Source organism: Variovorax sp. VRV01, from assembly GCF_014852545.1.
GTDB lineage: Bacteria > Pseudomonadota > Gammaproteobacteria > Burkholderiales > Burkholderiaceae_C > Variovorax > Variovorax beijingensis_A.
This window is the reverse complement of sequence record NZ_JACVBS010000002.1, coordinates 416,800-438,795: the sequence shown is the minus strand read 5'-3', so window position 1 is coordinate 438,795 and position 21,996 is coordinate 416,800. Positions and strand designations below refer to the sequence as shown.

At 66.3% G+C, this 21,996-nt stretch carries 25 protein-coding genes; 16 read left to right on the top strand and 9 right to left on the bottom strand.

Translation table 11 applies throughout. The features are described from left to right. Nucleotides 1–63 precede the first annotated feature (63 nt). The 6 genes from IB278_RS05805 to dnaB all read left to right on the top strand — a co-directional run bounded on the left by IB278_RS05805 (nucleotide 64) and on the right by dnaB (nucleotide 3,740). Entirely contained in the window at nucleotides 64–579 is a 516-nt protein-coding gene (locus IB278_RS05805; protein ID WP_192322934.1) for a hypothetical protein, read from the top strand. 114 nt (nucleotides 580–693) lie between these two features. Further along, nucleotides 694–1,068, top strand: coding sequence for a 30S ribosomal protein S6 (rpsF, locus tag IB278_RS05800; RefSeq protein ID WP_012746958.1), 375 nt, complete (start codon nucleotides 694–696; stop codon nucleotides 1,066–1,068). A gap of 4 nt (nucleotides 1,069–1,072) precedes the next feature. Then, entirely contained in the window at nucleotides 1,073–1,390 is a 318-nt protein-coding gene (gene priB / locus IB278_RS05795; protein WP_261380366.1) for a primosomal replication protein N, read from the top strand. Nucleotides 1,391–1,411: 21 nt separating this feature from the next. Further along, entirely contained in the window at nucleotides 1,412–1,693 is a 282-nt protein-coding gene (rpsR, locus tag IB278_RS05790) for a 30S ribosomal protein S18 (protein ID WP_007830781.1), read from the top strand. A 15-nt stretch (nucleotides 1,694–1,708) separates the two neighbouring features. After that, on the top strand, nucleotides 1,709–2,161 hold the full coding sequence (gene rplI, locus IB278_RS05785; protein ID WP_145745913.1) for a 50S ribosomal protein L9: 453 nt from the start codon (nucleotides 1,709–1,711) through the stop codon (nucleotides 2,159–2,161). A gap of 169 nt (nucleotides 2,162–2,330) precedes the next feature. Further along, nucleotides 2,331–3,740 carry a replicative DNA helicase gene (dnaB, locus tag IB278_RS05780; RefSeq protein WP_025569334.1) on the top strand — a complete coding sequence of 470 codons (1,410 nt, stop codon included), beginning with the start codon at nucleotides 2,331–2,333 and terminating at the stop codon, nucleotides 3,738–3,740. 13 nt (nucleotides 3,741–3,753) lie between these two features. Here the strand turns inward: dnaB and IB278_RS05775 are convergent, their stop codons facing one another. The 7 genes from IB278_RS05775 to IB278_RS05745 all read right to left on the bottom strand — a co-directional run bounded on the left by IB278_RS05775 (nucleotide 3,754) and on the right by IB278_RS05745 (nucleotide 8,987). Next, on the bottom strand, nucleotides 3,754–4,467 hold the full coding sequence (locus tag IB278_RS05775) for a helix-turn-helix transcriptional regulator (protein ID WP_025569335.1): 714 nt from the start codon (nucleotides 4,465–4,467) through the stop codon (nucleotides 3,754–3,756). Between the two features lie 55 nt (nucleotides 4,468–4,522). Continuing rightward, a complete protein-coding gene (locus IB278_RS05770; protein ID WP_192322933.1) occupies nucleotides 4,523–4,990 on the bottom strand; it encodes a GyrI-like domain-containing protein in 468 nt (155 codons plus the stop codon). A 23-nt stretch (nucleotides 4,991–5,013) separates the two neighbouring features. Beyond that, nucleotides 5,014–5,463, bottom strand: coding sequence for an EVE domain-containing protein (locus IB278_RS05765; protein WP_192322932.1), 450 nt, complete (start codon nucleotides 5,461–5,463; stop codon nucleotides 5,014–5,016). Between the two features lie 8 nt (nucleotides 5,464–5,471). Continuing rightward, nucleotides 5,472–5,843, bottom strand: a complete 372-nt coding sequence (locus IB278_RS05760) for a VOC family protein (protein WP_145745910.1) — start codon at nucleotides 5,841–5,843, stop codon at nucleotides 5,472–5,474. 156 nt (nucleotides 5,844–5,999) lie between these two features. Then, nucleotides 6,000–7,784, bottom strand: a complete 1,785-nt coding sequence (locus IB278_RS05755) for a PhoH family protein (protein WP_192322931.1) — start codon at nucleotides 7,782–7,784, stop codon at nucleotides 6,000–6,002. 211 nt (nucleotides 7,785–7,995) lie between these two features. Further along, entirely contained in the window at nucleotides 7,996–8,472 is a 477-nt protein-coding gene (locus IB278_RS05750) for a peroxiredoxin (RefSeq protein ID WP_007830801.1), read from the bottom strand. Nucleotides 8,473–8,606: 134 nt separating this feature from the next. After that, nucleotides 8,607–8,987, bottom strand: coding sequence for an Mth938-like domain-containing protein (locus IB278_RS05745; protein ID WP_025569340.1), 381 nt, complete (start codon nucleotides 8,985–8,987; stop codon nucleotides 8,607–8,609). A gap of 102 nt (nucleotides 8,988–9,089) precedes the next feature. On the opposite strand from IB278_RS05745, the gene IB278_RS05740 reads away from it, so the two are divergent. The 7 genes from IB278_RS05740 (at nucleotide 9,090) to moaD (ending at nucleotide 16,307) form a co-directional block, all read left to right on the top strand. Continuing rightward, on the top strand, nucleotides 9,090–10,322 hold the full coding sequence (locus tag IB278_RS05740; protein ID WP_145745908.1) for a pyridoxal phosphate-dependent aminotransferase: 1,233 nt from the start codon (nucleotides 9,090–9,092) through the stop codon (nucleotides 10,320–10,322). Next, a complete protein-coding gene (locus IB278_RS05735; RefSeq protein ID WP_192322930.1) occupies nucleotides 10,319–11,368 on the top strand; it encodes a DUF1176 domain-containing protein in 1,050 nt (349 codons plus the stop codon). The genes IB278_RS05740 and IB278_RS05735 overlap by 4 nt, the downstream gene beginning before the upstream one ends. A 14-nt stretch (nucleotides 11,369–11,382) precedes the next feature. Further along, nucleotides 11,383–12,705 carry a homoserine dehydrogenase gene (locus IB278_RS05730; protein ID WP_145745906.1) on the top strand — a complete coding sequence of 441 codons (1,323 nt, stop codon included), beginning with the start codon at nucleotides 11,383–11,385 and terminating at the stop codon, nucleotides 12,703–12,705. 20 nt (nucleotides 12,706–12,725) lie between these two features. Further along, nucleotides 12,726–14,141, top strand: coding sequence for a threonine synthase (thrC, locus tag IB278_RS05725; RefSeq protein WP_145745905.1), 1,416 nt, complete (start codon nucleotides 12,726–12,728; stop codon nucleotides 14,139–14,141). Between the two features lie 86 nt (nucleotides 14,142–14,227). Continuing rightward, on the top strand, nucleotides 14,228–14,773 hold the full coding sequence (gene mobB, locus IB278_RS05720; RefSeq protein WP_124959291.1) for a molybdopterin-guanine dinucleotide biosynthesis protein B: 546 nt from the start codon (nucleotides 14,228–14,230) through the stop codon (nucleotides 14,771–14,773). Then, nucleotides 14,766–16,043, top strand: coding sequence for a gephyrin-like molybdotransferase Glp (gene glp, locus IB278_RS05715; RefSeq protein ID WP_192322929.1), 1,278 nt, complete (start codon nucleotides 14,766–14,768; stop codon nucleotides 16,041–16,043). The genes mobB and glp overlap by 8 nt, the downstream gene beginning before the upstream one ends. Before the next feature lie 12 nt (nucleotides 16,044–16,055). Further along, entirely contained in the window at nucleotides 16,056–16,307 is a 252-nt protein-coding gene (gene moaD, locus IB278_RS05710) for a molybdopterin converting factor subunit 1 (protein WP_025569348.1), read from the top strand. Here moaD and dapA read toward each other — a convergent pair. Then, nucleotides 16,294–17,292 (bottom strand): 4-hydroxy-tetrahydrodipicolinate synthase, encoded by a 999-nt coding sequence (dapA, locus tag IB278_RS05705; RefSeq protein ID WP_225612740.1) that lies wholly within the window; start codon nucleotides 17,290–17,292, stop codon nucleotides 16,294–16,296. The genes moaD and dapA overlap by 14 nt on opposite strands. A 153-nt stretch (nucleotides 17,293–17,445) precedes the next feature. Between dapA and IB278_RS05700 the strand changes: the two genes are divergently transcribed. Then, nucleotides 17,446–17,922, top strand: coding sequence for a molybdenum cofactor biosynthesis protein MoaE (locus tag IB278_RS05700; protein ID WP_145745901.1), 477 nt, complete (start codon nucleotides 17,446–17,448; stop codon nucleotides 17,920–17,922). On the opposite strand, the gene IB278_RS05695 is transcribed toward IB278_RS05700, so the two are convergent. Beyond that, nucleotides 17,923–18,915, bottom strand: coding sequence for a Bug family tripartite tricarboxylate transporter substrate binding protein (locus IB278_RS05695; RefSeq protein WP_192322927.1), 993 nt, complete (start codon nucleotides 18,913–18,915; stop codon nucleotides 17,923–17,925). Nucleotides 18,916–19,025: 110 nt separating this feature from the next. Here IB278_RS05695 and clpB point away from each other — a divergent pair, with 110 nt between their 5' ends. Then, complete coding sequence (gene clpB / locus IB278_RS05690) at nucleotides 19,026–21,647, top strand: ATP-dependent chaperone ClpB (RefSeq protein WP_192322926.1); 2,622 nt, start codon at nucleotides 19,026–19,028, stop codon at nucleotides 21,645–21,647. 9 nt (nucleotides 21,648–21,656) lie between these two features. Next, nucleotides 21,657–21,995, top strand: a complete 339-nt coding sequence (locus IB278_RS05685; protein ID WP_225612739.1) for a hypothetical protein — start codon at nucleotides 21,657–21,659, stop codon at nucleotides 21,993–21,995. Nucleotide 21,996 lies beyond the last annotated feature (1 nt).

Genomic DNA, 21,996 nt, shown 5'->3' with positions numbered 1-21,996 from the left:
TGCGGATTGCATGGCGAAGCCGCTCGTCGCCGCACCCGCCGGTTTTTCGCGGAAGAAACCATCATGATTCTTGTCAAGACAGAAGCTGGACAGCAGGTTCTCAAGGATCGCTCGGTGCCGCTTTCGCCGCGCCAGCGCACCGCGTTCATCCTGTTCGACGGCAAGCGCTCGGTCGACGAGGTGCTTGCCTCCGGAACGGGCATCGGGCGAGAAGAAATTGACCAGATGGTCGAACTGGGGCTGCTCGGCCCCGTGGCGGGGAGCAAGCCGGCTGCGCCGGCACCAGCCAGGGCGTCCGTACCCGAAGCGCCTGCGCCGGCAGCTGCAAGCAAGGCGCCGGCAGCACCCAAGCCGGCCGAACCCGCGCCGCCTTCCGGGCGCAGCAGGCAGCAGCGCTACAAGGATGCCTATCCCATCGCCACCCAATTGACTGGCGCACTGGGCCTGATGGGCTTCAGGCTCAACCTGCAGGTCGAAGGCACGACGAGCTACGAAGACCTGGTCGCCCTGGCGCCCAAGATACGCGCCGCAGTGGGCGCGGAGAAGGCCGCGGCACTGGACAGGGCCCTGAAAGACTGACGCTGGACACGCGTGGTGCAAGCAGTGCTACAATAGCCGGCTTTGCCTTGCCACACTGCGCCCGACGCTGCAGGTGGCTTTTCCTCTTCCACGGAAGAATCCACAAGGAGTGCCATGCGTCACTACGAAATCATTTTGCTGATCCACCCGGATCAGAGCGAACAAGTTCCGGCCATGCTGGAGCGTTACAAGGGCCTCATCACGGCCGGCGGCGGCAAGGTCCACCGCGTTGAAGACTGGGGCCGCCGCCAGCTGGCCTACCAGATCAACAAGCTCAGCAAGGCGCACTACCTGTGCGTCAACATCGAAGCCGAGCAAACCGTGATGGGCGAACTGGAACACGCGTTCAAGTTCAACGATGCCGTGCTGCGCCACCTCACCGTTCAGAAGAAGAAGGCCGAAACCGGTCCTTCGTCGATGATGAAGACGGTCGAGCGCGAAGAAGCCCGCAAGGCTCAGCAGGCCGAATACGCCGCCAACAACAGCTGATGGCGTGACCGCTGCCGCTGCTGCGGCAACCGGTGTCAATCAGCTGGTGCTGACCGCCTCGGTTGCCGAACTCGGAGCCTTGCGATACACGCCCGCCGGCCTTCCCGCCATCGATCTGAAGCTCGAACACGAGTCGACGCTCCAGGAGGCAGGAAAAGCCAGGCAGGTGAAAGCGGCCCTCAGGGCCGTTGCCTTCGGCGCCATCGCCGAACGGCTCGCAATGCAGTCGATGGGAAGTCTCTGGCGTTTTCAGGGCTTCCTCGCGACACCGGGCAATGGCAAGCATCCGGTCCTGCACATCCAGGATTTTCAGCAAGATTAATTTTCGACAAGAGGTCCCCAAATGGCCACGTTCAAGAAATTCAACAAAGACAAGCGCCCGAAGCGCAACACCCAGTCGCTGCTGTTCAAGCGCAAGCGCTTCTGCCGCTTCACCGTCGCGGGCGTCGAGGAAATCGACTACAAGGACATCGACACGCTGCGTGATTTCATCAGCGAAAACGGCAAGATCATCCCCGCACGCCTGACCGGCACGCGCGCGATCTACCAGCGCCAGCTGAACACCGCCATCAAGCGCGCGCGCTTCCTGGCCATGGTGCCGTACAGCGACCAGCACCGCGTCTAAGAAGGAGCACACACCATGCAAATCATTCTTCTGGACAAGGTCCTGAACGTCGGCGGCCTCGGCGACATCGTCAAGGTCAAGGACGGCTATGCACGCAACTTCCTGATCCCGACGGGCCGCGCCCGCCGCGCCACCGCTGCCAACAAGGCCGAATTCGAAGCCAAGCGCGCCGAACTCGAAAAGGCTGCGGCCGCCAAGCTGGCCGAATCGCAAGCCCAGGGCGAGAAGCTCGGCGGCACGACCGTCAAGCTGACCCAGAAGGCCGGCGTCGACGGCCGCCTGTTCGGCTCGGTCACCAACGGCGACATCGCCGAAGAACTGGGCAAGCAAGGCTACAAGGTTGCAAAGTCGCAAGTGCGCCTGCCCAACGGCCCGATCAAGGTCGTCGGCGACAGCACCGTGAGCGTTGCGCTGCACACCGACGTGGTGGTCGACATCACCGTGACGGTCTACGGCGAAACCGCCTGATCGTCCACAGCGCCCGTGCGCTGTTGCAAAAGCCGCCTCCGGGCGGCTTTTGTCTTTCTGCGCACCGGTTTTCCAGCGCGATGCACCGAAAGATCACTGTTTATTCACAACCTTGTCCACACACGCCAGCGCGTGCGCGGCTTAGCATGCAGGGTTGCAAGGGAAGTCCATGTCCGCCGTTTTTTCCTATGCCGACAATGACCCGTCGGCCGATCGCCAAGTTGCCCAGCTTCGCATTCCGCCTCATTCGATCGAGGCCGAGTCGAGCGTGCTCGGTGGCCTGCTGCTCGACAACGGTGCCTGGGACCGCATGGGCGACCTGCTGGTGGATGGCGACTTCTACCGCCACGAGCACAAGCTGATCTATGCCGCGATCGGCGGATTGATCAACGCCAGCAAGCCGGCCGACGTCATCACGGTCTACGAGCAGCTCCAGAGCTTGGGCAAGGCCGATGAAATCGGCGGCCTGGTCTACCTCAATTCGCTCGCGCAGTATGTGCCGAGCGCGAGCAACATCCGCCGCTACGCGGAGATCGTGCGCGAACGCTCGATCCTGCGAAAACTCGTCTCCGCAAGCGACGAGATCGCGACCAACGCCTTCAACACGCAGGGCAAGTCGGTCGACAAGATCCTGGACGAGGCCGAGCAGAAGATCTTCAACATCGGCGAAGAAGGCACGCGGATGAAGCAGGGCTTCCAGAGCATGGATGCCCTGGTCGTCGAACTGCTCGACCGCGTGACCGAGATGGCGGAGAACCCGAACGACATCACCGGCGTGCGCACCGGCTTCTACGAGTTCGACAAGATGACCTCGGGCCTGCAGCCGGGCGACATGATCGTGCTGGCCGCGCGTCCCTCCATGGGCAAGACCTCGCTGGCCATCAATATCGCCGAGCACGTGGCGCTCAACGAAGGGCTGCCGGTGGCGGTCTTCTCGATGGAAATGGGTGCGTCGCAGCTGGCGGTGCGTATTGTCGGCTCGATCGGGCGCATCGACCAGGGACATCTGCGCACCGGCAAGCTCAGCGATGAAGAGTGGCCGCGGCTCACGGAGGCGATCGAGAAGCTGCGCAACGTGTCGCTGCACATCGACGAGACCCCTGGCCTGACCACCAGCGAGCTGCGTGCCAACGCGCGCCGCCTGGCGCGCCAGTACGGGCGGCTCGGCCTGATCGTGGTCGACTACCTTCAGCTCATGAGCGTGTCGACCAGCATGAACGACGAGAACCGCGCCACGGCCGTGGGCGAAATCTCGCGTGGCCTGAAGATGCTCGCCAAGGAGCTCAAGTGCCCGGTGATCGCGCTGTCGCAGTTGAGCCGCGGTGTCGAAAGCCGCACCGACAAGCGTCCCATGATGAGCGACCTGCGCGAATCCGGCGCCATCGAGCAGGACGCGGACATCATCATGTTCATCTACCGCGACGACTACTACGACAAGAACAGCAAGGAGCCGGGCGTGGCCGAGGTGATCATCAGCAAGCACCGCAACGGACCCACGGGCACCGTCAAGCTGACCTTCCTCAAGCCGCTCACCAAGTTCGAGAACCTGGCCAGCTACGGCAGCAGCGACGACTACTGACGTCGTCGCGACTTCATTTCTGCTGCTCCAGCAGCTTCGCTTCGGCCGTTCGCGCCTTCACCTGGCGCAGCATGTCGGCCAGCGTCTTGCCTGCTTCGTCGCGAAAGCGTTCGGGCAGCACGTCGACGGCATCCATGCGATCGATGCGAAAACCGCGGAAGTCGTTGCGCAGTTCGCACCAGGTCGAAAGCGTCCAGACCTTGCCCCAGTAGAAGCAGCCGAGCGGACGCACGGTGCGTTCGCTGGCATCACCCGAAACGTCGCGATAGTGAAGGCGCAGTTTCTGGCGCGCCTGCACGGCTTCGCGCAGGGTCTGCAGCCGCGTGCGCAGGGCATCGCCCAGCCCCAGCGCGGGGGCGTAGAGTGCCAGCGCCTCGGCCGAGACGCGGGCCGCCGGCGGCAGCACCGAAAGGATCTTGCCGAGCCCGGTTTCGATGTCGCGCGCGAGTGCCGGATCGACCCAGCTCTGCGCCAGGCGGGCCGCGGCCACGAGCGCCGAAGCCTCGTCCTGCGTGAACATCAGCGGCGGCAGCTCGAAGCCCGCACCGAGCCTGTAGCCCACGCCGGCCTCGCCCTCGATGGGTACGCCCTGGTGCTGCAGGTCGGCCACGTCGCGGTAGACGGTCCGCTCCGACACCTCGAGGCGCTGCGCCAGGAACGCGGCCGTGGTGAGCCGGCGCCCGCGGATGATCTGCACGAGCTGGAACAGGCGGTCGGCGCGGCGCATCAGCGCGCTCCCTGGGATGTTCGGGCGAAGCCGTCGGGCCGGCCCTGGCGTGTGCTCATGAAACTCCGATGTGGATCGCCACCTTGTCCGGCCCCTCGTAGGCTTCGAAATCGCTGCGGTAGCGGCGCACGATTTCCGGGTGTGCCTCGAAATACTGCCAGATGCGCTGCCAGGTGGCGATCAGCATCTGCGGCATTTCTCCCTGGCCCGAAAAGACGAGGTAGTTGCCGGCCTCGAGGGCCACGCCGTCCGCCGCGCCCGAGACGGCCACGCCCACGGTCAGGTCGAAGGCCCCGTGCGCATCGGATTCGTAGCCGGAGTAGACGCCGAACAGGCGGGCATCGCCGGTGCGGCCGGGTGTCGTACGGTATGTCTCTTCGCTGAAGAAGAGATCCCACAGGGCGCCGATGCGGGCGGTCGCGGGATCGTTCTCTTCGCGGTTGGTGGTGCGGACCGTGAGGCCCGCGACCTGGAAGGCGTCGTGGTGCCGGCGCACGGGTTCCATCGGGGTTGTCTTCTGCATGGATGATGTGAGGATTGTGGCGCTCAGAGCGCGAGCGCCTTCAGGTCGGCTTCCATGGCACGTGCGATCAGCATCATGTCGGCGTCGGAGACATCGAACAGCCCGAAGCGGAACTTGTAGCCCCACTGCTTCGGGTTCTCGATGAATGCCAGCTGTTCCAGCAGGGGCGCGATCGGCGTTTCGCGGGAGGCAGCGTAGGCCACGTCGAGCCGGCATGGAACAAAGCCGTTGCCCATGTCCGCTTCGTAAGGCACGCCCGGCTGCACGATGCCGATCGAGACGAAGCTCTGCAGCTTGTCGGTGCCGCCGAAGACCGCGGCCGGCGCATAGTAGGCGACGCGGTCGCCCGCTGCAACCCGCTTGAGCGGGCCGAGCTTGCCGTGGCCGACCTGCATGAAGCCGAGCGGTTTGTGGTCGCGCCCGCGCCGGGCGTGCTCGGCGCTGGCCACGGCAATCCAGTTGCGTGGTGCCATGGTGCGGTTCAGTCGAGCGCGTGAAGGCCGACTTCGTTGCCTTCGGTGTCGCGCAGATGGGCGATGAAGCCCATGCCTGGCGGCAGCGCGGACTTGGGCGCGACGATCTGGCCGCCGGCCTTTTCGATGCGCGCCAGCACGGCGTCGATGCTCGGCATGCAGTCAAGATAGATGCGGATGCCGCTGCCTGCGCGTGCGCTGGCGTTCGCGCCGGCCTGCAGGGCGCCGCCGACGCCAGGTTTGTCGTACGGGAACACGGCCAGCGTCTGCCCGCCGAAGTCTTCGCGACGCAGCTTGCGGCCGAGCACGGTTTCGTAGAAGGCCTGGGCGCGGTCGATGTCGGTGACCGGAATCTCGAACCAGCTGATGGCGTTTTGCATGAAGGACTCGCTTTCGTTGTGTTGAAGAGGAGCCTCGATGGTGCGGCCCGCCTCCTGACAACGTCTTGTCAGGAGCCTGTCACCGCGGGCGAAAAAAAGCCCGCGCGGCTCGAGAGAGCATGCGCGGGCCTTTGGCCAGCCGTGAGCCGGTGGCTTCTAGAGCACGTCGCTCGCGAAATCGGCCAGCCGCGAGCGCTCGCCGCGCGCCAGCGTGATGTGTCCGCCGTGCGGCCAGCCCTTGAACTTGTCGACCGCGAAGGTGAGCCCCGAGGAGCCTTCCGTCAGGTACGGCGTATCGATCTGCGCCAGGTTGCCCATGCAGATGATCTTGGTGCCCGGACCGGCCCGGGTGATCAGCGTCTTCATCTGCTTGGGCGTCAGGTTCTGCGCCTCGTCGATGATCACGTACTTGTTCAGGAAGGTGCGGCCGCGCATGAAGTTCATGCTTTTGACCTTGATGCGGCTTCGGATCAGCTCGTTGGTGGCCGCGCGGCCCCATTCGCCGGCGCCGCCGCCGTCGCCCTTGGCGAGGAACTCGAGGTTGTCGTCGAGCGCGCCCATCCACGGGCCCATCTTCTCTTCCTCGGTGCCGGGCAGGAAGCCGATGTCCTCGCCCACGCTCACCGTGGCGCGAGTCATGATGATCTCGGTGTAGCGCCGGTCGTCGAGCACCTGCGTGAGGCCCGAGGCGAGCGCCATCAGCGTCTTGCCGGTGCCTGCGGTGCCGGTGAGCGTGACGAAGTCGACTTCCGGGTCCATGAGCAGGTTCATCGCGAAGTTCTGCTCGCGGTTGCGGGTGTTCACGCCCCAGACCGCATTCTTGCCCGAGCTGTAGTCCTTGAGGGTCTTGAACACCGCGGTCTTGTCGCGGATCTCGGTGACGCGCGCGTACATGCTCGGCTCGCCCGGCGCTTCGAAATAGACGAACTGGTTGATGTAGAGGTTGGGCACCAGCGGACCGCTGACCCGGTAGAAAGTGTTGCTGCCGCTTTGCCAGCTCTCGACCGTCTTGCTCTGGCGCGTCCAGAAGTCGGCCGGCAGCGCGAGCGAGCCCGCATAGAGCAGGTCGCCGTCTTCCAGCGTCTTGTCGTTCTGGTAGTCGTCGGCGGCCAGGCCCAGGGCGCGCGCCTTGACGCGCATGTTGATGTCCTTGGACACCAGCACCACTTCCTGCTTCGGGCGGCCGGGCTGGTCATTGGCGTAGAGGTCGCGCAAGGCCTGCACCACGCCGAGGATCTGGTTGTCGGCCTTGCCCTGGGGCAGGCTGATCGGCAGCGCATAGTCGAGCGGCGCGGTCTGGAAGAACAGCTTGCCGCCGGCCTCGCGATGGCCGGTGGTGTCGAGCTTCAGGCCCTTGGCGATGTCGGCGTCCTGGGCGGCGGCCAGCGCATCGAGCGTGCGGCTGGTCTGGCGGCCGTTGCGGGCCACTTCCGTGGTGCCCTTCTTGTGGCCGTCCAGTTCCTCGAGCACGATCATCGGCAGGAAGATGTCGTGCTCCTCGAAGCGGAACAGGCACATCGGATCGTGCAGCAGCACATTGGTGTCGAGCACGAAGAGCTTGGCCGGGCCGTTGGATTTGCTGCGCTTGGGCCGCGCCGGAGCCTGCGGCGCTGCAACTTGCTGCTGCTGCGGTGCAGGCGCATGGATGGCGGGTGCCGGCGCCTCGGACTCCCGGCGTGCGGCGGGCTGCTGCCGCTGTCCGCGGGAAGGTGCGGGTTTGGCTTTCGCGCGGATCGGCTGCGCCTCGACGCCGCCGCCTACCGCATCGGCGGCATGGCGGTCGAACAATTCCAGCGGCTGGGAGGAGCCGCTCGACGATGCCGAATCGGTACGCGATTCGCCCGAGCGGCGCGATCCCCTGTGCGAGGAGCGGGCGGGTGCATCGTGCGCATCCGGCGAGAGCAATGCGGCGCGTTTCGTGGGGGCGGGAGGCAATGGCATGTGTCAGGTCGCTCGCAGGAAGTGGAAACCAGAAAACGAAAAAGCCGCCTGTAGACCAAGGCGGCTTTGTTCGGGGGATGCGGTCGTGGAGCTCAACGGCATGAGGCCATTATGCACACCGGCGGTGACGCGTCTCGCGCTCTTTGCAAAGTCCGTTGGACATTTCCCACGGCGGGATGCAAAAGCGCACAGACGGCGCTTCTTGTAACGCTCAGGCGGCCTTCTTGAGGGCCTTGACGGCCTTGAGCACGTCGTCGACGTGGCCCGGGACCTTGAGGCCGCGCCATTCGGCCTTGAGGATGCCGTCGGCACCGATCAGGAAGGTGCTGCGCTCGATGCCCTTGACCTTCTTGCCGTACATGATCTTGTTCTTGACCACGCCGAACATGTGGCACATCTTTTCTTCGGTATCGGCGATGAGTTCGAACGGGAGTTCGAGCTTGGCCTTGAACTCGTCGTGCGACTTCATGTTGTCGCGGGACACGCCGAACACGGTGGCGCCAGCCTTTTCGAAGTCCTTGTAACGGTCGCGAAACTGCATGGCTTCGGTCGTGCAACCCGGAGTGTTATCTTTCGGGTAAAAATACATGACCAGCACGTGGCCGAGGTGAGAGGTATTCGAGACTTTCAGTCCGCCCGTGGCGTTGGCGTCGAATTCAGGAATGGGTTTGTTGACAACGATCGCCATGAAACTTGTTTTCTCCGTTGGTTTCCATTGACCGGGGCGCTTTTCAGCACACTCGACGAATGGAGGATTGGTCGTTGCTAACTGGAGCAGCAGGCCTGTTCGCAACCCGGTATTTTACCCCGAAAAGCCTTCTCTCACCGCTCGGGCGGTTCCACGAGGAGGGCGGCTATCACGTGGCGGCCTTCGCCGGCCAGGATGTTGTAGGTGCGGCAGGCGGCGGGGGTGTCCATGGTCTCCACGCCGGTGCGCCTGGCCATCAGGGGCTGGAGCCAGGCGGGCTGCGGGAACCGGATGCGTGATCCGCTTCCAAAAATGACCAATTCCGCGCCAAGCGACGCAAGCTGGGCGAAATGCTCGGGCCCGAGCTGGTCGAAACGGGTGCAGTTCCATTCGAAGCGCTCGCCGCGGGAGCCCACCACCACGCTGCCCTCGACCTTTTCATTGTTGATTGCGACCCACCCGGGGCCGTGCGCGGTAAGGGACTGGGCGTCGGATTTGTCGGGCTGGAGCTTCATCGGGGCACTGGGAACTGTGGTCAAATTATAGGTTTTCCCAGTGACACGAGGCCTTCCAGGGCCTTTCGACCTCGAGTAGTAACCCGCGCCCGGGAGGGCCCTTTGAAGCAGTTCAAGAAATCGGCCAAGCTGGCCAACGTGCTCTACGACATCCGCGGCCCGATCATGGACGCCGCGAAGCAGATGGAGGAAGAGGGCCAGAAGATCATCAGGCTCAACATCGGCAACCTGGCCGTGTTCGGCTTCGACGCGCCGGAAGAAGTCCAGCAGGACATGATCCGCAACCTGCCGGGGTCGGCGGGTTATTCGGACAGCAAGGGCATCTTCGCGGCCCGCAAGGCGGTGATGCACGAGACCCAGAAGCAGGGTGTTGCAGGGGTCACGCTCGAGGACATCTACCTGGGCAACGGCGCGAGCGAACTGATCGCCATGGCCACCAACGCGCTGCTGAACGACGGCGACGAAATGCTGCTGCCGGCCCCCGACTATCCGCTGTGGACGGCCGCCTCGAGCCTCTCGGGCGGCAAGCCGGTGCACTACCTCTGCGACGAAGCCAACGGCTGGATGCCCGACCTGGACGACATCCGCGCCAAGATCACGCCCCGCACCAAGGGCATCGTGGTCATCAACCCCAACAACCCGACCGGTGCGCTCTATTCCGACGAACTGCTCAAGAGCATCGTTGCCATTGCGCGCGAGCACCACCTGGTGATCTTCGCCGACGAGGTCTACGACAAGGTGCTGTACGACGGCGTCAGGCACACCGCGATCGCGAGCCTGTCGACCGACGTGCTCACGCTGACCTTCAACTCGCTGTCCAAGAGCTACCGCTCGTGCGGCTACCGCGCGGGCTGGCTGGTGGTTTCGGGCGACAAGGCGCGGGCGCAGGACTACATCGAGGGCCTGAACATGCTCTCGAACATGCGCCTGTGCGCCAACGTGCCCGGACAGTGGGCCATCCAGACCGCGCTCGGCGGCTACCAGAGCATCAACGACCTGGTCGGCGACGGCGGCCGCCTGCGGCGCCAGCGCGACCTGGCCTACGAGCTCATCACGGCCATTCCGGGCGTGAGCTGCGTCAAGCCGAGCGCCGCGCTCTACATGTTCCCCAAGCTCGATCCCAAGGTCTATCCCATCGAGGACGACCGCCAGTTCTTCCTCGAGCTTCTGAGGGAAACCAAGGTGATGCTGGTGCAGGGCACGGGCTTCAACTGGGCCACGCCGGATCACTTTCGCATCGTGTTCCTGCCCCACGAGGACGACCTGCGCGAAGCGATCAACCGCATCGCCAGGTTCCTGGAGCTGTACCGCCTGCGCAGCAAGTCGCACTCATGAACCCTGCCCGCATCGCTGCCGCCGCGGCGCTGTTGTTCGCCGCGTTTTCCGCAGGTGCGGCCGGTGCTGCCGGCCAGGAGGGCGCCTCGTTCTCGCACAACGACTGGGAACTGGCCTGCGACAACACCCGCACCTGTCGCGCCGCCGGCTACCAGGTGGAAGGCGGCGAGGGCTCGGACCCGGTGTCGATGCTCATCACCCGCAAAGCGGGTCCGGGCACCCCGATCGAAATCGACCTGCAGACCGGCGGCGAGACGGCCGCCAAGGGGCCGGTGCGGTTCAAGGTCGGCAAGGCCACCTTGTCCGGACTCAAGGACGGCTCCGTTAGCCTCGACCAGGGCCAGGTCCGCACCGTGCTTCCCGAACTGCTCAAGAGCGACGATGCCACGCTCACGGACCGCAGCGGACAGAAGTGGGTCCTCTCGCTCGCCGGTCTCAATGCTGTGCTGCTGAAGATGGACGAGGTGCAGGGCCGTGTCGGCACCCCGGGCGCACTGGTGCGCCGCGGCGGCAAGCCTGAATCCTCGGTGCTGCCGCCTGCGCCGGCTCCCGTCGTGAAAGTGGTCGTGCCGCCGAAGGCCCGCCCCGGCGACGACGCTCTGGCCGTGCGCATCTTCCCGTCGCTGAAGCAGGACGGCGCCAAGGACGCTTGCAACAACCACGACGACTTCAACGCCAAGTCGCTGGCCGTCTCGCGCCTGACCGACCGCAAGGTGCTGCTGTCCTTCGGTTGCGGAATGGGCGCCTACAACTACTCCAGCCTGCTCTGGATCGCGAACGACAAGCCGCCCTATGCGCCCGTTGCCATCGGGGCCAACGGCGACTTCGACGAGAAGGACGGCAGCGTCACTTCCTCCATGAAAGGCAGGGGCATCGGCGACTGCTGGTCGAGCGAGACCTGGCGCTTCGACGGCAGGGACTTCGTGCGCACCGCCGCCGCGGGCGACGGCATGTGCCGCGGCTTCGCAGGCGGTGCCTGGAGCCTGCCGCGCTATGTCACCCGCGTGGAGCTTTCCGAGCCGTCCGCCACCCCATCCAAACCATGAACGCGACTCTCCCAATGAAACCCATCCAAGTAGGCCTGCTCGGCGCAGGCACGGTCGGCAGCGGCACCTTCAAGGTGCTGCTGCGCAATCAGGAAGAAATCAAGCGCCGCGCAGGCCGGGGCATCGAGATCACGATGGTGGCCGACCTAGACGCGGCGCGTGCGCGCGAAGTGGCCGGAGAAGGCGTGAAGGTGGTTGCCGACGCACGCGAAGTCATCGCCAACCCGGACATCGACATCGTCATCGAGCTCATCGGCGGCTACGGCGTTGCGAGGCAGCTGGTGCTCGAGGCCATTGCGGCCGGCAAGCACGTGGTCACGGCCAACAAGGCGCTGCTTGCGGTGCATGGCACCGAGATCTTCGCGGCTGCACATGCCAAGGGCGTGATGGTGGCTTTCGAGGCCGCGGTGGCCGGCGGCATCCCGATCATCAAGGCGCTGCGCGAGGGCCTCACGGCCAACAGCATCCAGTGGCTGGCCGGCATCATCAACGGCACCACCAATTTCATCCTGTCCGAGATGCGCGACAAGGGGCTCGACTTCGCCACCGTGCTCAAGGAGGCCCAGCGCCTGGGCTATGCCGAGGCCGACCCCACCTTCGACATCGAGGGCGTCGATGCCGGTCACAAGGTCACGCTGATGAGCGCCATTGCCTTCGGCATTCCGGTGCAGTTCGACAAGGCGCACATCGAGGGCATCACCAAGCTGGCGGCGCAGGACATCAAGTACGCCGAACAGCTCGGCTACCGCATCAAGCTGCTCGGCATCACCAAGCGCACTGCGCAGGGCATCGAGCTGCGCGTGCACCCCTCGCTCGTGCCGTCGAAGCGGCTGCTTGCGAACGTCGAAGGCGCCATGAACGCCGTCGTGGTGCATGGCGATGCCGTGGGCACCACGCTGTACTACGGCAAGGGCGCGGGCAGCGAGCCGACCGCCAGCGCGGTGATTGCCGACCTCGTCGACATCACGCGCCTGCACACGGCCGACGCTGCGCACCGCGTGCCGCACCTGGCCTTCCACCCTGATGCCATGAGCGACCTGAAGGTGCTGCCGATGGCCGAGGTGGTCACCAGCTACTACCTGCGCCTGCGCGTGGCCGACCAGGCCGGCGTGCTCGCCAAGGTCACAGGCCTGCTGGCCACCGCGGGCATCAGCATCGACGCCGTGCTGCAGCGCGAAGCCGACGAAGTGGGCGGGGAAGGCTCGACCCAGACCGACCTGATCATCCTCACGCACGATGCTCGCGAGGGCACGGTGAATGACGTGCTCGCCGAACTGCAGGCACTGCCCACGGTGCTGCAGCCGATCGTGCGCATCCGCAAGGAAGAGCTGTCCTGAGACGGCGCAAGAGACACAACGTGAACTACCTGAGCACCCGCGGCCACCCCGACCGCAAGCGTTTCTGCGAAATCCTGCTTGAAGGCCTCGCGCCCGATGGTGGCCTGTACCTGCCCGAGCACTATCCGCAGATCGACACCGCCACGCTCGCCAGATGGCGCGAGCTGCCGTATGCGGAACTGGCGTTCGAGATCCTCTCGCTCTACATCGACGACATTCCGCCGGCCGACCTGAAGGCGATCTGCGCCAAGACCTACACGGCCGAAGTGTTCGGCAGCGACGAGATCGTGCCGCTGCGCGAGCTGGAAGACGGCGTGTACCTCGAGGCCCTGTCCAACGGGCCCACGCTGGCCTTCAAGGACATGGCGATGCAGCTGCTGGGCAACCTGTTCGAGTACGAACTGGCCCGCCGCGGCGCCGAGCTCAACATCCTGGGCGCCACCAGCGGCGACACCGGCAGCGCGGCCGAGTACGCCATGCGCGGCAAGAAGGGCGTGCGCGTCTTCATGACCTCGCCCGATGGCCGCATGAGCCCTTTCCAGCAGGCGCAGATGTTCAGCCTGCAGGACCAGAACATCCACAACATCGCCATCAGCGGCGTGTTCGACGACTGCCAGGACATCGTCAAGGCGGTGTCGAACGACCTGGGCTTCAAGCGCAAGTACCGCATCGGCACGGTCAACTCGATCAACTGGGCGCGGCTGCTCGCGCAAGTCGTCTACTACTTCGCCGGCTACTTCCAGGCCACGGCCAGCAACGACAAGCCCGTGAGCTTCACCGTCCCGTCGGGCAACTTCGGCAACGTCTGCGCGGGCCATGTGGCGCGCATGATGGGCCTGCCGATCCAGACGCTGGTGGTCGCCACCAACGAGAACGACGTGCTCGACGAGTTCTTTCGCACCGGCATCTACCGCGTGCGCGCGGCGGCCGATACGCACGAGACCTCGAGCCCCTCGATGGACATCAGCAAGGCCAGCAACTTCGAGCGCTTCGTGTTCGACCTGGTGGGTCGCGATGCCGGCAAGCTGCGCTCGCTGTTCGTGGACGAACTGGGGCGCCACGGCCGTTTCGACCTGAGCGCCGATCCCGCGTTCCGGCAGGCCGCGGAGCGCTTCGGCTTCAAGAGCAGCCGCAGCACGCACGCCGACCGCCTGGCCACCATCCGCGACACCGACAAGCGCTTTGCCACGCTGGTCGATCCGCACACGGCCGACGGCCTCAAGGCCGCGCGCGAACACCTCGCGCCCGGCGTGCCGATGGTGGTGCTCGAGACCGCGCTGCCGATCAAGTTTGCCGCCACGCTGGTGGAAGCGCTGGGCCACGAGCCCGCGCGCCCGGCCAGGTTCGAAGGCATCGAGGCGCTGCCCAAGCGGGTCGTCAAGCTGCCGGCCGATGCCGAGGCCGTGAAGGCCTACATCGCGCAGAACTGTGACTGACGACCCTTGCCGCATGCCGCGCCCTGCAGCGGCTGCCCCGCACATGCATTCGGCGGCCGCATAGACGGGCGCCACAGGAACTCGACATGAAGGTGATCGGCTTTTCCGGGTATTCGGGTTCGGGCAAGACCACGCTGGTCGAGCGCCTGATTCCCGTGCTCAAGCTCCATGGCCAGCGCGTGTCGGTGGTCAAGCATGCGCACCACAAGTTCGACATCGACCATCCGGGCAAGGACACCTACCGCCATCGCGAAGCGGGGGCCTTCGAGGTGGTGGTGGCGTCGGACAAGCGGCTCGCACTGATCCGCGAATTCGAGCAGCCCGCACAGCTGTCGGTGCACGACCTCATCGCCGAGCTACATGACGGCGTCGACTGGGTGCTGGTCGAGGGCTTCAAGCACAGCGACCTGCTCAAGATCGAGGTCTGGCGCGCCCCCGAGGACGGCAAGCCGCCCCGGCCCTCGCAGTACATCGAGGACGCCTTCGTGACCGCCATTGCCACCGACGCGCCCGCGAGCCTGCCGGTGCCCACCAGCCTGCCGCTGTTCGACCTCGACGACATCGAGGGCATCGCGCAGTGGTTGATCGACAGCGCAAGCCGCTTCGAATACAACCCCGAACACCATGGCTGATTCCGTGCCCTCCTCGCGCCCGCCGCTGATGGCGCTCGACGAAGCCCTTGCGAGCCTGCTCGCCAAGGCGCTGCCGAAGCTGCCCGCCGAAAGCATTGCGACCTTCGATGCGGACGGCCGCGTGCTCGCGCAGGACATCGTCTCCGCGCTCACCGTGCCGCCGCGCGACAACAGCTCGATGGACGGCTATGCGGTGCGCGTGGCCGACTGCGCCGCGCCGGGCGCCGTGCTGCAGGTCGCGCAGCGCATTCCCGCGGGCACCGTGGGCACGCCGCTGGCGGCCGGCACCGCGGCGCGCATCTTCACCGGCGCCCAGATTCCCGAGGGCGCCGACGCCATCGTGATGCAGGAAGACACCCAGGCCGTGCCGCAGGAGGGCACGCTCGGCGCGGTGCGCATCGGCATCGTTCCCGCGGCCGGCCAATGGATTCGCCGGGCCGGAGAAGACGTGGCCGCCGGCGACGTGGTGCTGCGCCAGGGCGAGCGCCTGACGCCCGCCGCGCTCGGGCTCGCCGCCAGCGTGGGTTTCGACCGGCTCCAGGTGGCCCGGCGGCCGCGCGTCGCACTGCTGTCCACCGGCGACGAACTGGTGATGCCCGGCGAGGTTGCGCCCGAAGCCATGAAGCCCGGCGCGATCTACAACTCCAACCGCTTCTTCATGCGCGCCTTGCTGCACCGGCTCGGCTGCGAGGTGAACGACCTGGGCATCGTGCCCGACAGGCGCGAAGCCACCATCGAGGCGCTGCGCGGTGCGGCCGAGACCAGCGACCTGATCATCACCACCGGCGGCGTGTCGGTGGGCGAGGAAGACCACATCAAGGCCGCGGTGCAGGCGCTCGGCGAGCTGCAGCTGTGGTCGCTCTCGATGAAGCCCGGCAAGCCCTTTGCCTACGGGTCGATCCCAAGGTCCGGAGGCGAAGCGCAAGGGCGCTGCCACATCACGGGACTGCCCGGCAACCCCGTGTCCAGCTTTCTGACCTTTCTGTTGCTCGTGCGACCGTTCCTGCTGACGCTGCAGGGTGCCACGCGCGTGGCGCCCGAGCCCGTGCAGATGCGCGCCGATTTCGACTGGCCGCGCGCCGACCGCCGCCGCGAGTTCCTGCGCGCGCGCCGCAACGCCGCCGGCGGGCTCGACCTGTTCGCCAACCAGAGCTCGGGGGTGCTGACCTCGATGGTCTGGGGCGACGGCGTCGTCGACAACCCGCCCAGCCAGATCATCCAGGCCGGCGATATGGTGAATTTCATCCCTCTGGCCTCGCTGCTGGCCTGACCGAAGCTGCCCATGAAGGTCCAGATCCGTTACTTCGCCTCCGTGCGCGAGGCACTCGACACCGGCGGCGAAACCGTCGACACCGGTGCCGCCACGCTGGCCGCGCTGCGCGACGAACTCATCGCACGCGGCGGTGCATATGCCACGGCGCTGGCGCGCGGCAAGGCCGTGCGCATGGCGCTCGACCAGGCCATGAGCGACGAGGCGGCCGCGCTGCGCGAAGGCTGCGAGGTCGCCTTCTTCCCCCCCGTTACGGGCGGCTGAGCCGCGCGTCCAGCGCCACCAGGCGCTCGCGCAAGGCGTCGGACGCGCGGGTCATCGGCGAGCGCAACTCGTCGCGCATCGATCCATCGTGCGCCAGCAGCGCCTTGAGCGGCCCGGGGTTCGGTTCGGCAAACAGCATTTCGATCAGCGGCTGCAGCGGCTGCCATTCGGCGCGCGCCTGTGCCAGCCGGTTCTCGGCCAGGAGGCGCAGCACCTGCACGAAGCGCCGCGTCTGCACATGCCCGCTCGCCGCGATGGCGCCCACGCCGCCCTCGGCCACCGTGCCGAAGATCTGGTGGTCTTCGCCCGAGAGCACCTGGAGCCGGCCGTCGGCAATCACGGCGCGCGTCTTGGTCATGTCGCCGCCGCAGTCCTTGATGCCGCGGATGCGCGGGTGTTCGGCCAGCGCCAGCAGCGTTTCGCGCGTGAGCGTTGCGCCGGTGCGGTAGGGAATGTCGTAGACCAGCACCGGTGCGGCGCTGGCGTCGGCAATGGCGCGGAACCATTCGAGCAAGCCGGCCTGCGAGGGCCGGATGTAGTGCGGCGCGGGCACCAGCAGCCCCGCCAGCGGCCGTTCGGCGAGCCGGCGCACCCAGGCCGTGGTCTTGCCCAGGTGGTAACCGGACAGGCCCATGACGATCGGCCGCCCTTCGGCGGTGGCCTGAACCGTATCGAACGCGGCGAGCTGTTCGGTTTCGTCGAGCGCGGCGGCCTCGCCGGTCGAGCCGCAGACCACGAAGCCGGCCACGCCGTCGCCGGCGAGCCGGCGGGTCAGCGCCGAGAGTGCGGCATGGTCGACCGCGCCGCCCCGGAACGGCGTGACAAGGGGAATCCAGAGGCCCGAGAAATCAGGGCTGGAAGAGGAGGGGATGGATGGTTGCGGCACGCAGGCTTCCTTGCGGGAATCGACCGATGGAAAAGAACCATCGTCCGATGCGCGCGCAACCCAGTGGGGGCCAAGGCCTTGGCAGGTTCCGTCGCTCATCCGACGACGGAACCGCAGCTCCGGTCAGACGAGCTTTGGTTTTTTGGCTTTGCTGCCCTGGCGCGCACGGGTGCCTTCGGTGTGCGAGGGCACTGTGAAGAGCATGGCGGGGCGGGGCATTGCCGAAGTCTAGCGCGATGCCACAATCCCGGCATGAGTGGTTCACGCGTTTCGATCCAGACAGCCGATTTCGACCTGGGACAGGAGGTCGCCGCGTTGCGTGCCGGCGACAAGCGCGTGGGCGCAGTCTGCAGCTTCGTCGGCACCGTGAGGGATCGCAACGACGGCAGCACCATCGCCTCGATGGAGCTCGAGCACTACCCCGGCATGACCGAGAAGGCCATCGAGGCCATGATCGACGAGGCGCACAAGCGCTTCGACATCCTGGGTGCGCGCGTGATCCACCGCGTGGGCCTGCTGCAGCCGCTCGACCAGATCATGATGGTGGCGGTGGTCTCTGCCCACCGCGGCCAGAGCTTCGAGGCCTGTGAGTTCCTGATGGACTACCTCAAGACCCAGGCGCCATTCTGGAAAAAGGAACAGACGCCCGAAGGCGCCCGCTGGGTGGATGCGCGCGTCAGCGACGACGCCGCACTGGCGCGCTGGGGCATCACCGCCCCCAACGCCTGATCAGAGGGGCTTGAAGCCGCTCGACTGGATGATGCGTTCCCAGGTCTGCGTATAGCTGCGCACGCGGCCTGCGAACTGGCCCTGCGGCTCGTAGCCGACCGTCAGTCCCATGGTCGTGAGCTTCTGCTTCACGTCGGGCATGGCCAGCACCTTTTGCAGCGCCTCGCCGTACTTGTCGATGATCGGCTGCGGTGTGCCCACGGGCGCGAAGATGCCGTAGTAGGGCAGGTCTTCCAGGTTCGAGAAGCCCAGCTCGGTGAAGGTGGGCACGTTCGGCAGCACGGCCTGGCGCTTGGCGCCGATGGAGGCGACGATGCGCACCTTGCCGGCCTTGTGGTTCTCGATGAAGTCGGGCACCGAGGCGATGCCGGCCGTGATCTGGTTGCCCAGCATGTCCGCCGTCATCGGCGCGCTGCCGCGGTAGGGCGCGGGCTGCACGTCGATCTTGTATTTTTCCGAGATCATCTTCACCAGGAACTCAGGGATAGAGGCGGGCGCTGGAATGCCGATGGTTTCCTTGCCGCCGCGCTGGGTGCGAACCCACTTCACGTATTCGTCGATGCTCTTGGCCGGCGTGCCGCCCGAGACCGCCAGCACGTTGGCAAAGGTGGCGAATCCGGCCACGGGCACGAAGTCGGTCGCGGGGTTGAAGCCCGGGTTCTTCACCACCTGCGGCAGGATGGAGATCGAATGGTCATGGGAGATGAACAGCGTATGGCCGTCGGCCGGGGCCGCCTTGAGCGCCTGCGCCGCGATCTGTCCGCCGGCGCCGGCGCGGTTTTCCACCACCACCGGCACGCCCAGCACGTCCTTGAGTTTTTCGCCCAATGTGCGTGCAATGGCGTCCGTGCCGGCACCGGCCGGAAAACCGACCAGCAGGCGGATGGGCGTGCCTTGCGCCTGCGCAAGACCCGAGAGGCCCATGGCCGCTAAAAAGAGACCGACGCCGAGCGCCCGGCGAACCGGATGGGCGCGCTGCATTGAAAAAACCATGATCGACTCCATTCGAAAAATGAGCGGGCACGGTGCAATAGCCGTGCCCGAAGCGCCGGACGCCTTGAATCGCGCCCGAACAGTCCTATTTTGAGTGCAGGAATACCACCATGCGACAAGACAAACTCACCACCAAGTTCCAGGAAGCACTGAGCGACGCCCAGACGCTCGCGCTCGGCAACGACAACGCCTACATCGAGCCGGCCCACCTGCTGGCCGCGATGCTGCGCCAGGAGGACGGCCCGCGCGCCCTGCTGGAGCGCGCCGGCGTCAACGTGCCGGGCCTCGCGAAGGCGGCCGAGGCGGCCATCAAGAAGCTGCCGCAGGTACAGGGGCACGACATCGTCCAGGTCGGCCCCGAACTCGGCAAGCTGCTGCAGGCCACGGAAAAAGAAGCCATCAAGCGCAACGACCAGTTCATTGCGGGCGAACTCTTCCTGCTGGCCGTGGCCGACAGCAAGTCGGACATCGGCAGGATCGCCAAGGAAAACGGCCTCGGCCGCAAGTCGCTCGAAGCTGCCATCGACGCCGTGCGCGGCGGTCAGGGCGTGAACAGCGCCGACGCCGAGGGCCAGCGCGAAGCCCTCAAGAAATACTGCATCGACCTCACCGAGCGGGCCCGCCTCGGCAAGCTCGACCCCGTCATCGGCCGCGACGAGGAAATCCGCCGCGCCATCCAGGTGCTGCAGCGCCGCACCAAGAACAACCCGGTGCTCATCGGCGAACCCGGCGTGGGCAAGACCGCCATCGTCGAGGGCCTGGCGCAGCGCATCGTCGCGGGCGAAGTGCCCGACTCGCTCAAGGGCAAGCGGGTGCTGTCGCTCGACATGGCCGCGCTGCTGGCGGGCGCCAAGTACCGCGGCGAGTTCGAAGAGCGCCTGAAGACCGTGCTGAACGAACTGGCCAAGGACGAAGGCCAGACCATCGTCTTCATCGACGAGCTTCACACCATGGTGGGCGCCGGCAAGGCCGAGGGCGCCATGGACGCGGGCAACATGCTCAAGCCCGCGCTCGCGCGCGGCGAGCTGCACTGCGTGGGCGCCACCACGCTCGACGAATACCGCAAGTACATCGAGAAGGACGCCGCGCTGGAGCGCCGCTTCCAGAAGATCCTCGTGGGCGAGCCCAGCGTGGAGGCCACCATCGCCATCCTGCGCGGCCTGCAGGAGAAGTACGAGGTGCACCACGGCGTGCAGATCACCGACCCGGCCATCGTGGCCGCGGCCGAACTGAGCGACCGCTACATCACCGACCGCTTCCTGCCCGACAAGGCCATCGACCTGATCGACGAGGCCGCGGCCAAGATCAAGATCGAGATGGACTCCAAGCCCGAGGTCATGGACCGGCTCGACCGCCGCCTGATCCAGCTGCAGATCGAGCGCGAAGCCGTGCGCCGCGAAAAGGACGAAGCCTCGCAGAAGCGCTTCGGCCTGATCGAGGACGAGATCGGGCGCCTGCAGAAGGAGATCGCCGACTACGACGAAATCTGGCAGGCCGAGAAGGCGCAGGCGCAGGGCAGCGCGAAGATCCGCGAGGACATCGACAAGATCAAGTTCGAGATCGAGGAATGGAAGCGCAAGGGCGACTTCAACAAGCTCGCCGAGCTGCAGTACGGCCAGCTGCCGGCGCTGGAGAAGCGCCTGCGCGAGGCCGAGGAAAGCGAGGCGAGCAAGGGCAAGTCCAGCGCGCCCACGCTGCTGCGCACGCAAGTGGGCTCCGAGGAAATTGCCGAGGTCGTGGCGCGCGCCACCGGCATTCCGGTCGCCAAGCTGATGCAGGGCGAGCGCGACAAGCTGCTGGTGATGGAAGACAAGCTGCACGAGCGCGTCGTGGGCCAGGACGAGGCCATCGGTGCGGTCGCCAATGCGATCCGCCGCTCGCGCTCGGGCCTGAGTGATCCGAACCGCCCGACCGGCTCGTTCCTGTTCCTCGGCCCGACGGGCGTGGGCAAGACCGAGCTGTGCAAGGCGCTCGCGGGCTTCCTGTTCGACAGCGAAGACCACCTGATCCGCATCGACATGAGCGAGTTCATGGAGAAGCACTCGGTCGCCCGCCTGATCGGCGCGCCGCCGGGCTACGTGGGCTACGAGGAGGGCGGCTACCTGACCGAAGCCGTGCGCCGCAAGCCCTACAGCGTGGTGCTGCTCGACGAGGTCGAGAAGGCCCACCACGACGTGTTCAACGTGCTGCTGCAGGTGCTCGACGATGGCCGCCTCACGGACGGCCAGGGCCGCACCGTGGACTTCAAGAACACCGTGATCGTGATGACCAGCAACATCGGCTCGCCGATCATCCAGTCGATGGTGGGCCGGCCCGCCGAGGAGATCAAGGAAGCGGTGTGGGACGAGCTCAAGAACTACTTCCGCCCCGAGTTCCTGAACCGCATCGACGAGACCGTGGTGTTCCATGCGCTCGACGCGAAGAACATCGAATCGATCGCCGCGATCCAGCTCAAGGTGCTGCAGGCGCGGCTCGCGAAGATGGACCTGGGCCTGGAAGTGTCGCCCGCGGCGCTGGCCGAGATTGCCAAGGTCGGCTTCGACCCGGTGTTCGGCGCGCGGCCGCTCAAGCGCGCGATCCAGCAGCGCATCGAGAATCCGCTCTCGAAGCTGCTGCTCGACGGCAGCTTCGGGCCGAAGGACACCATCGAGGTGAATACCGACCCGATCCGGACCCCCGGCCAGTTCTCGTTCACCAGGGCCGGGGAACCATCGGAGGCCGTTGCGGCCTAAAGTCGGATGATGAACTTCATTTTTCGCGTCATTCTTCTGCTCCTGGGGCTGGTCTTCGCGGCCAGCCTGGCGGTGGCGGTCATGTTGCTGGCGGCCGTGTGGGGCGTTCGCTACGCCTGGGGGCGGATCACGGGCAAGCCCGTGACGCCCTGGATGGCCTCGATGGGCGGGCGCTTCAACCCGCGTTCGGGCTTCGAGCGTTTTCGCAATGCGGCACAGCCGGCCGGGCCGAGCGCCGCCGATGTGGCCAATGCGCGTGCGCGCGGCGAGTCGGTGCGCAGCCCGCTGTCGCTGCGCACCGCAGGCGACGTGACCGACGTGCGGGCCCGGCCTGCGCGCGGCGAGTAAA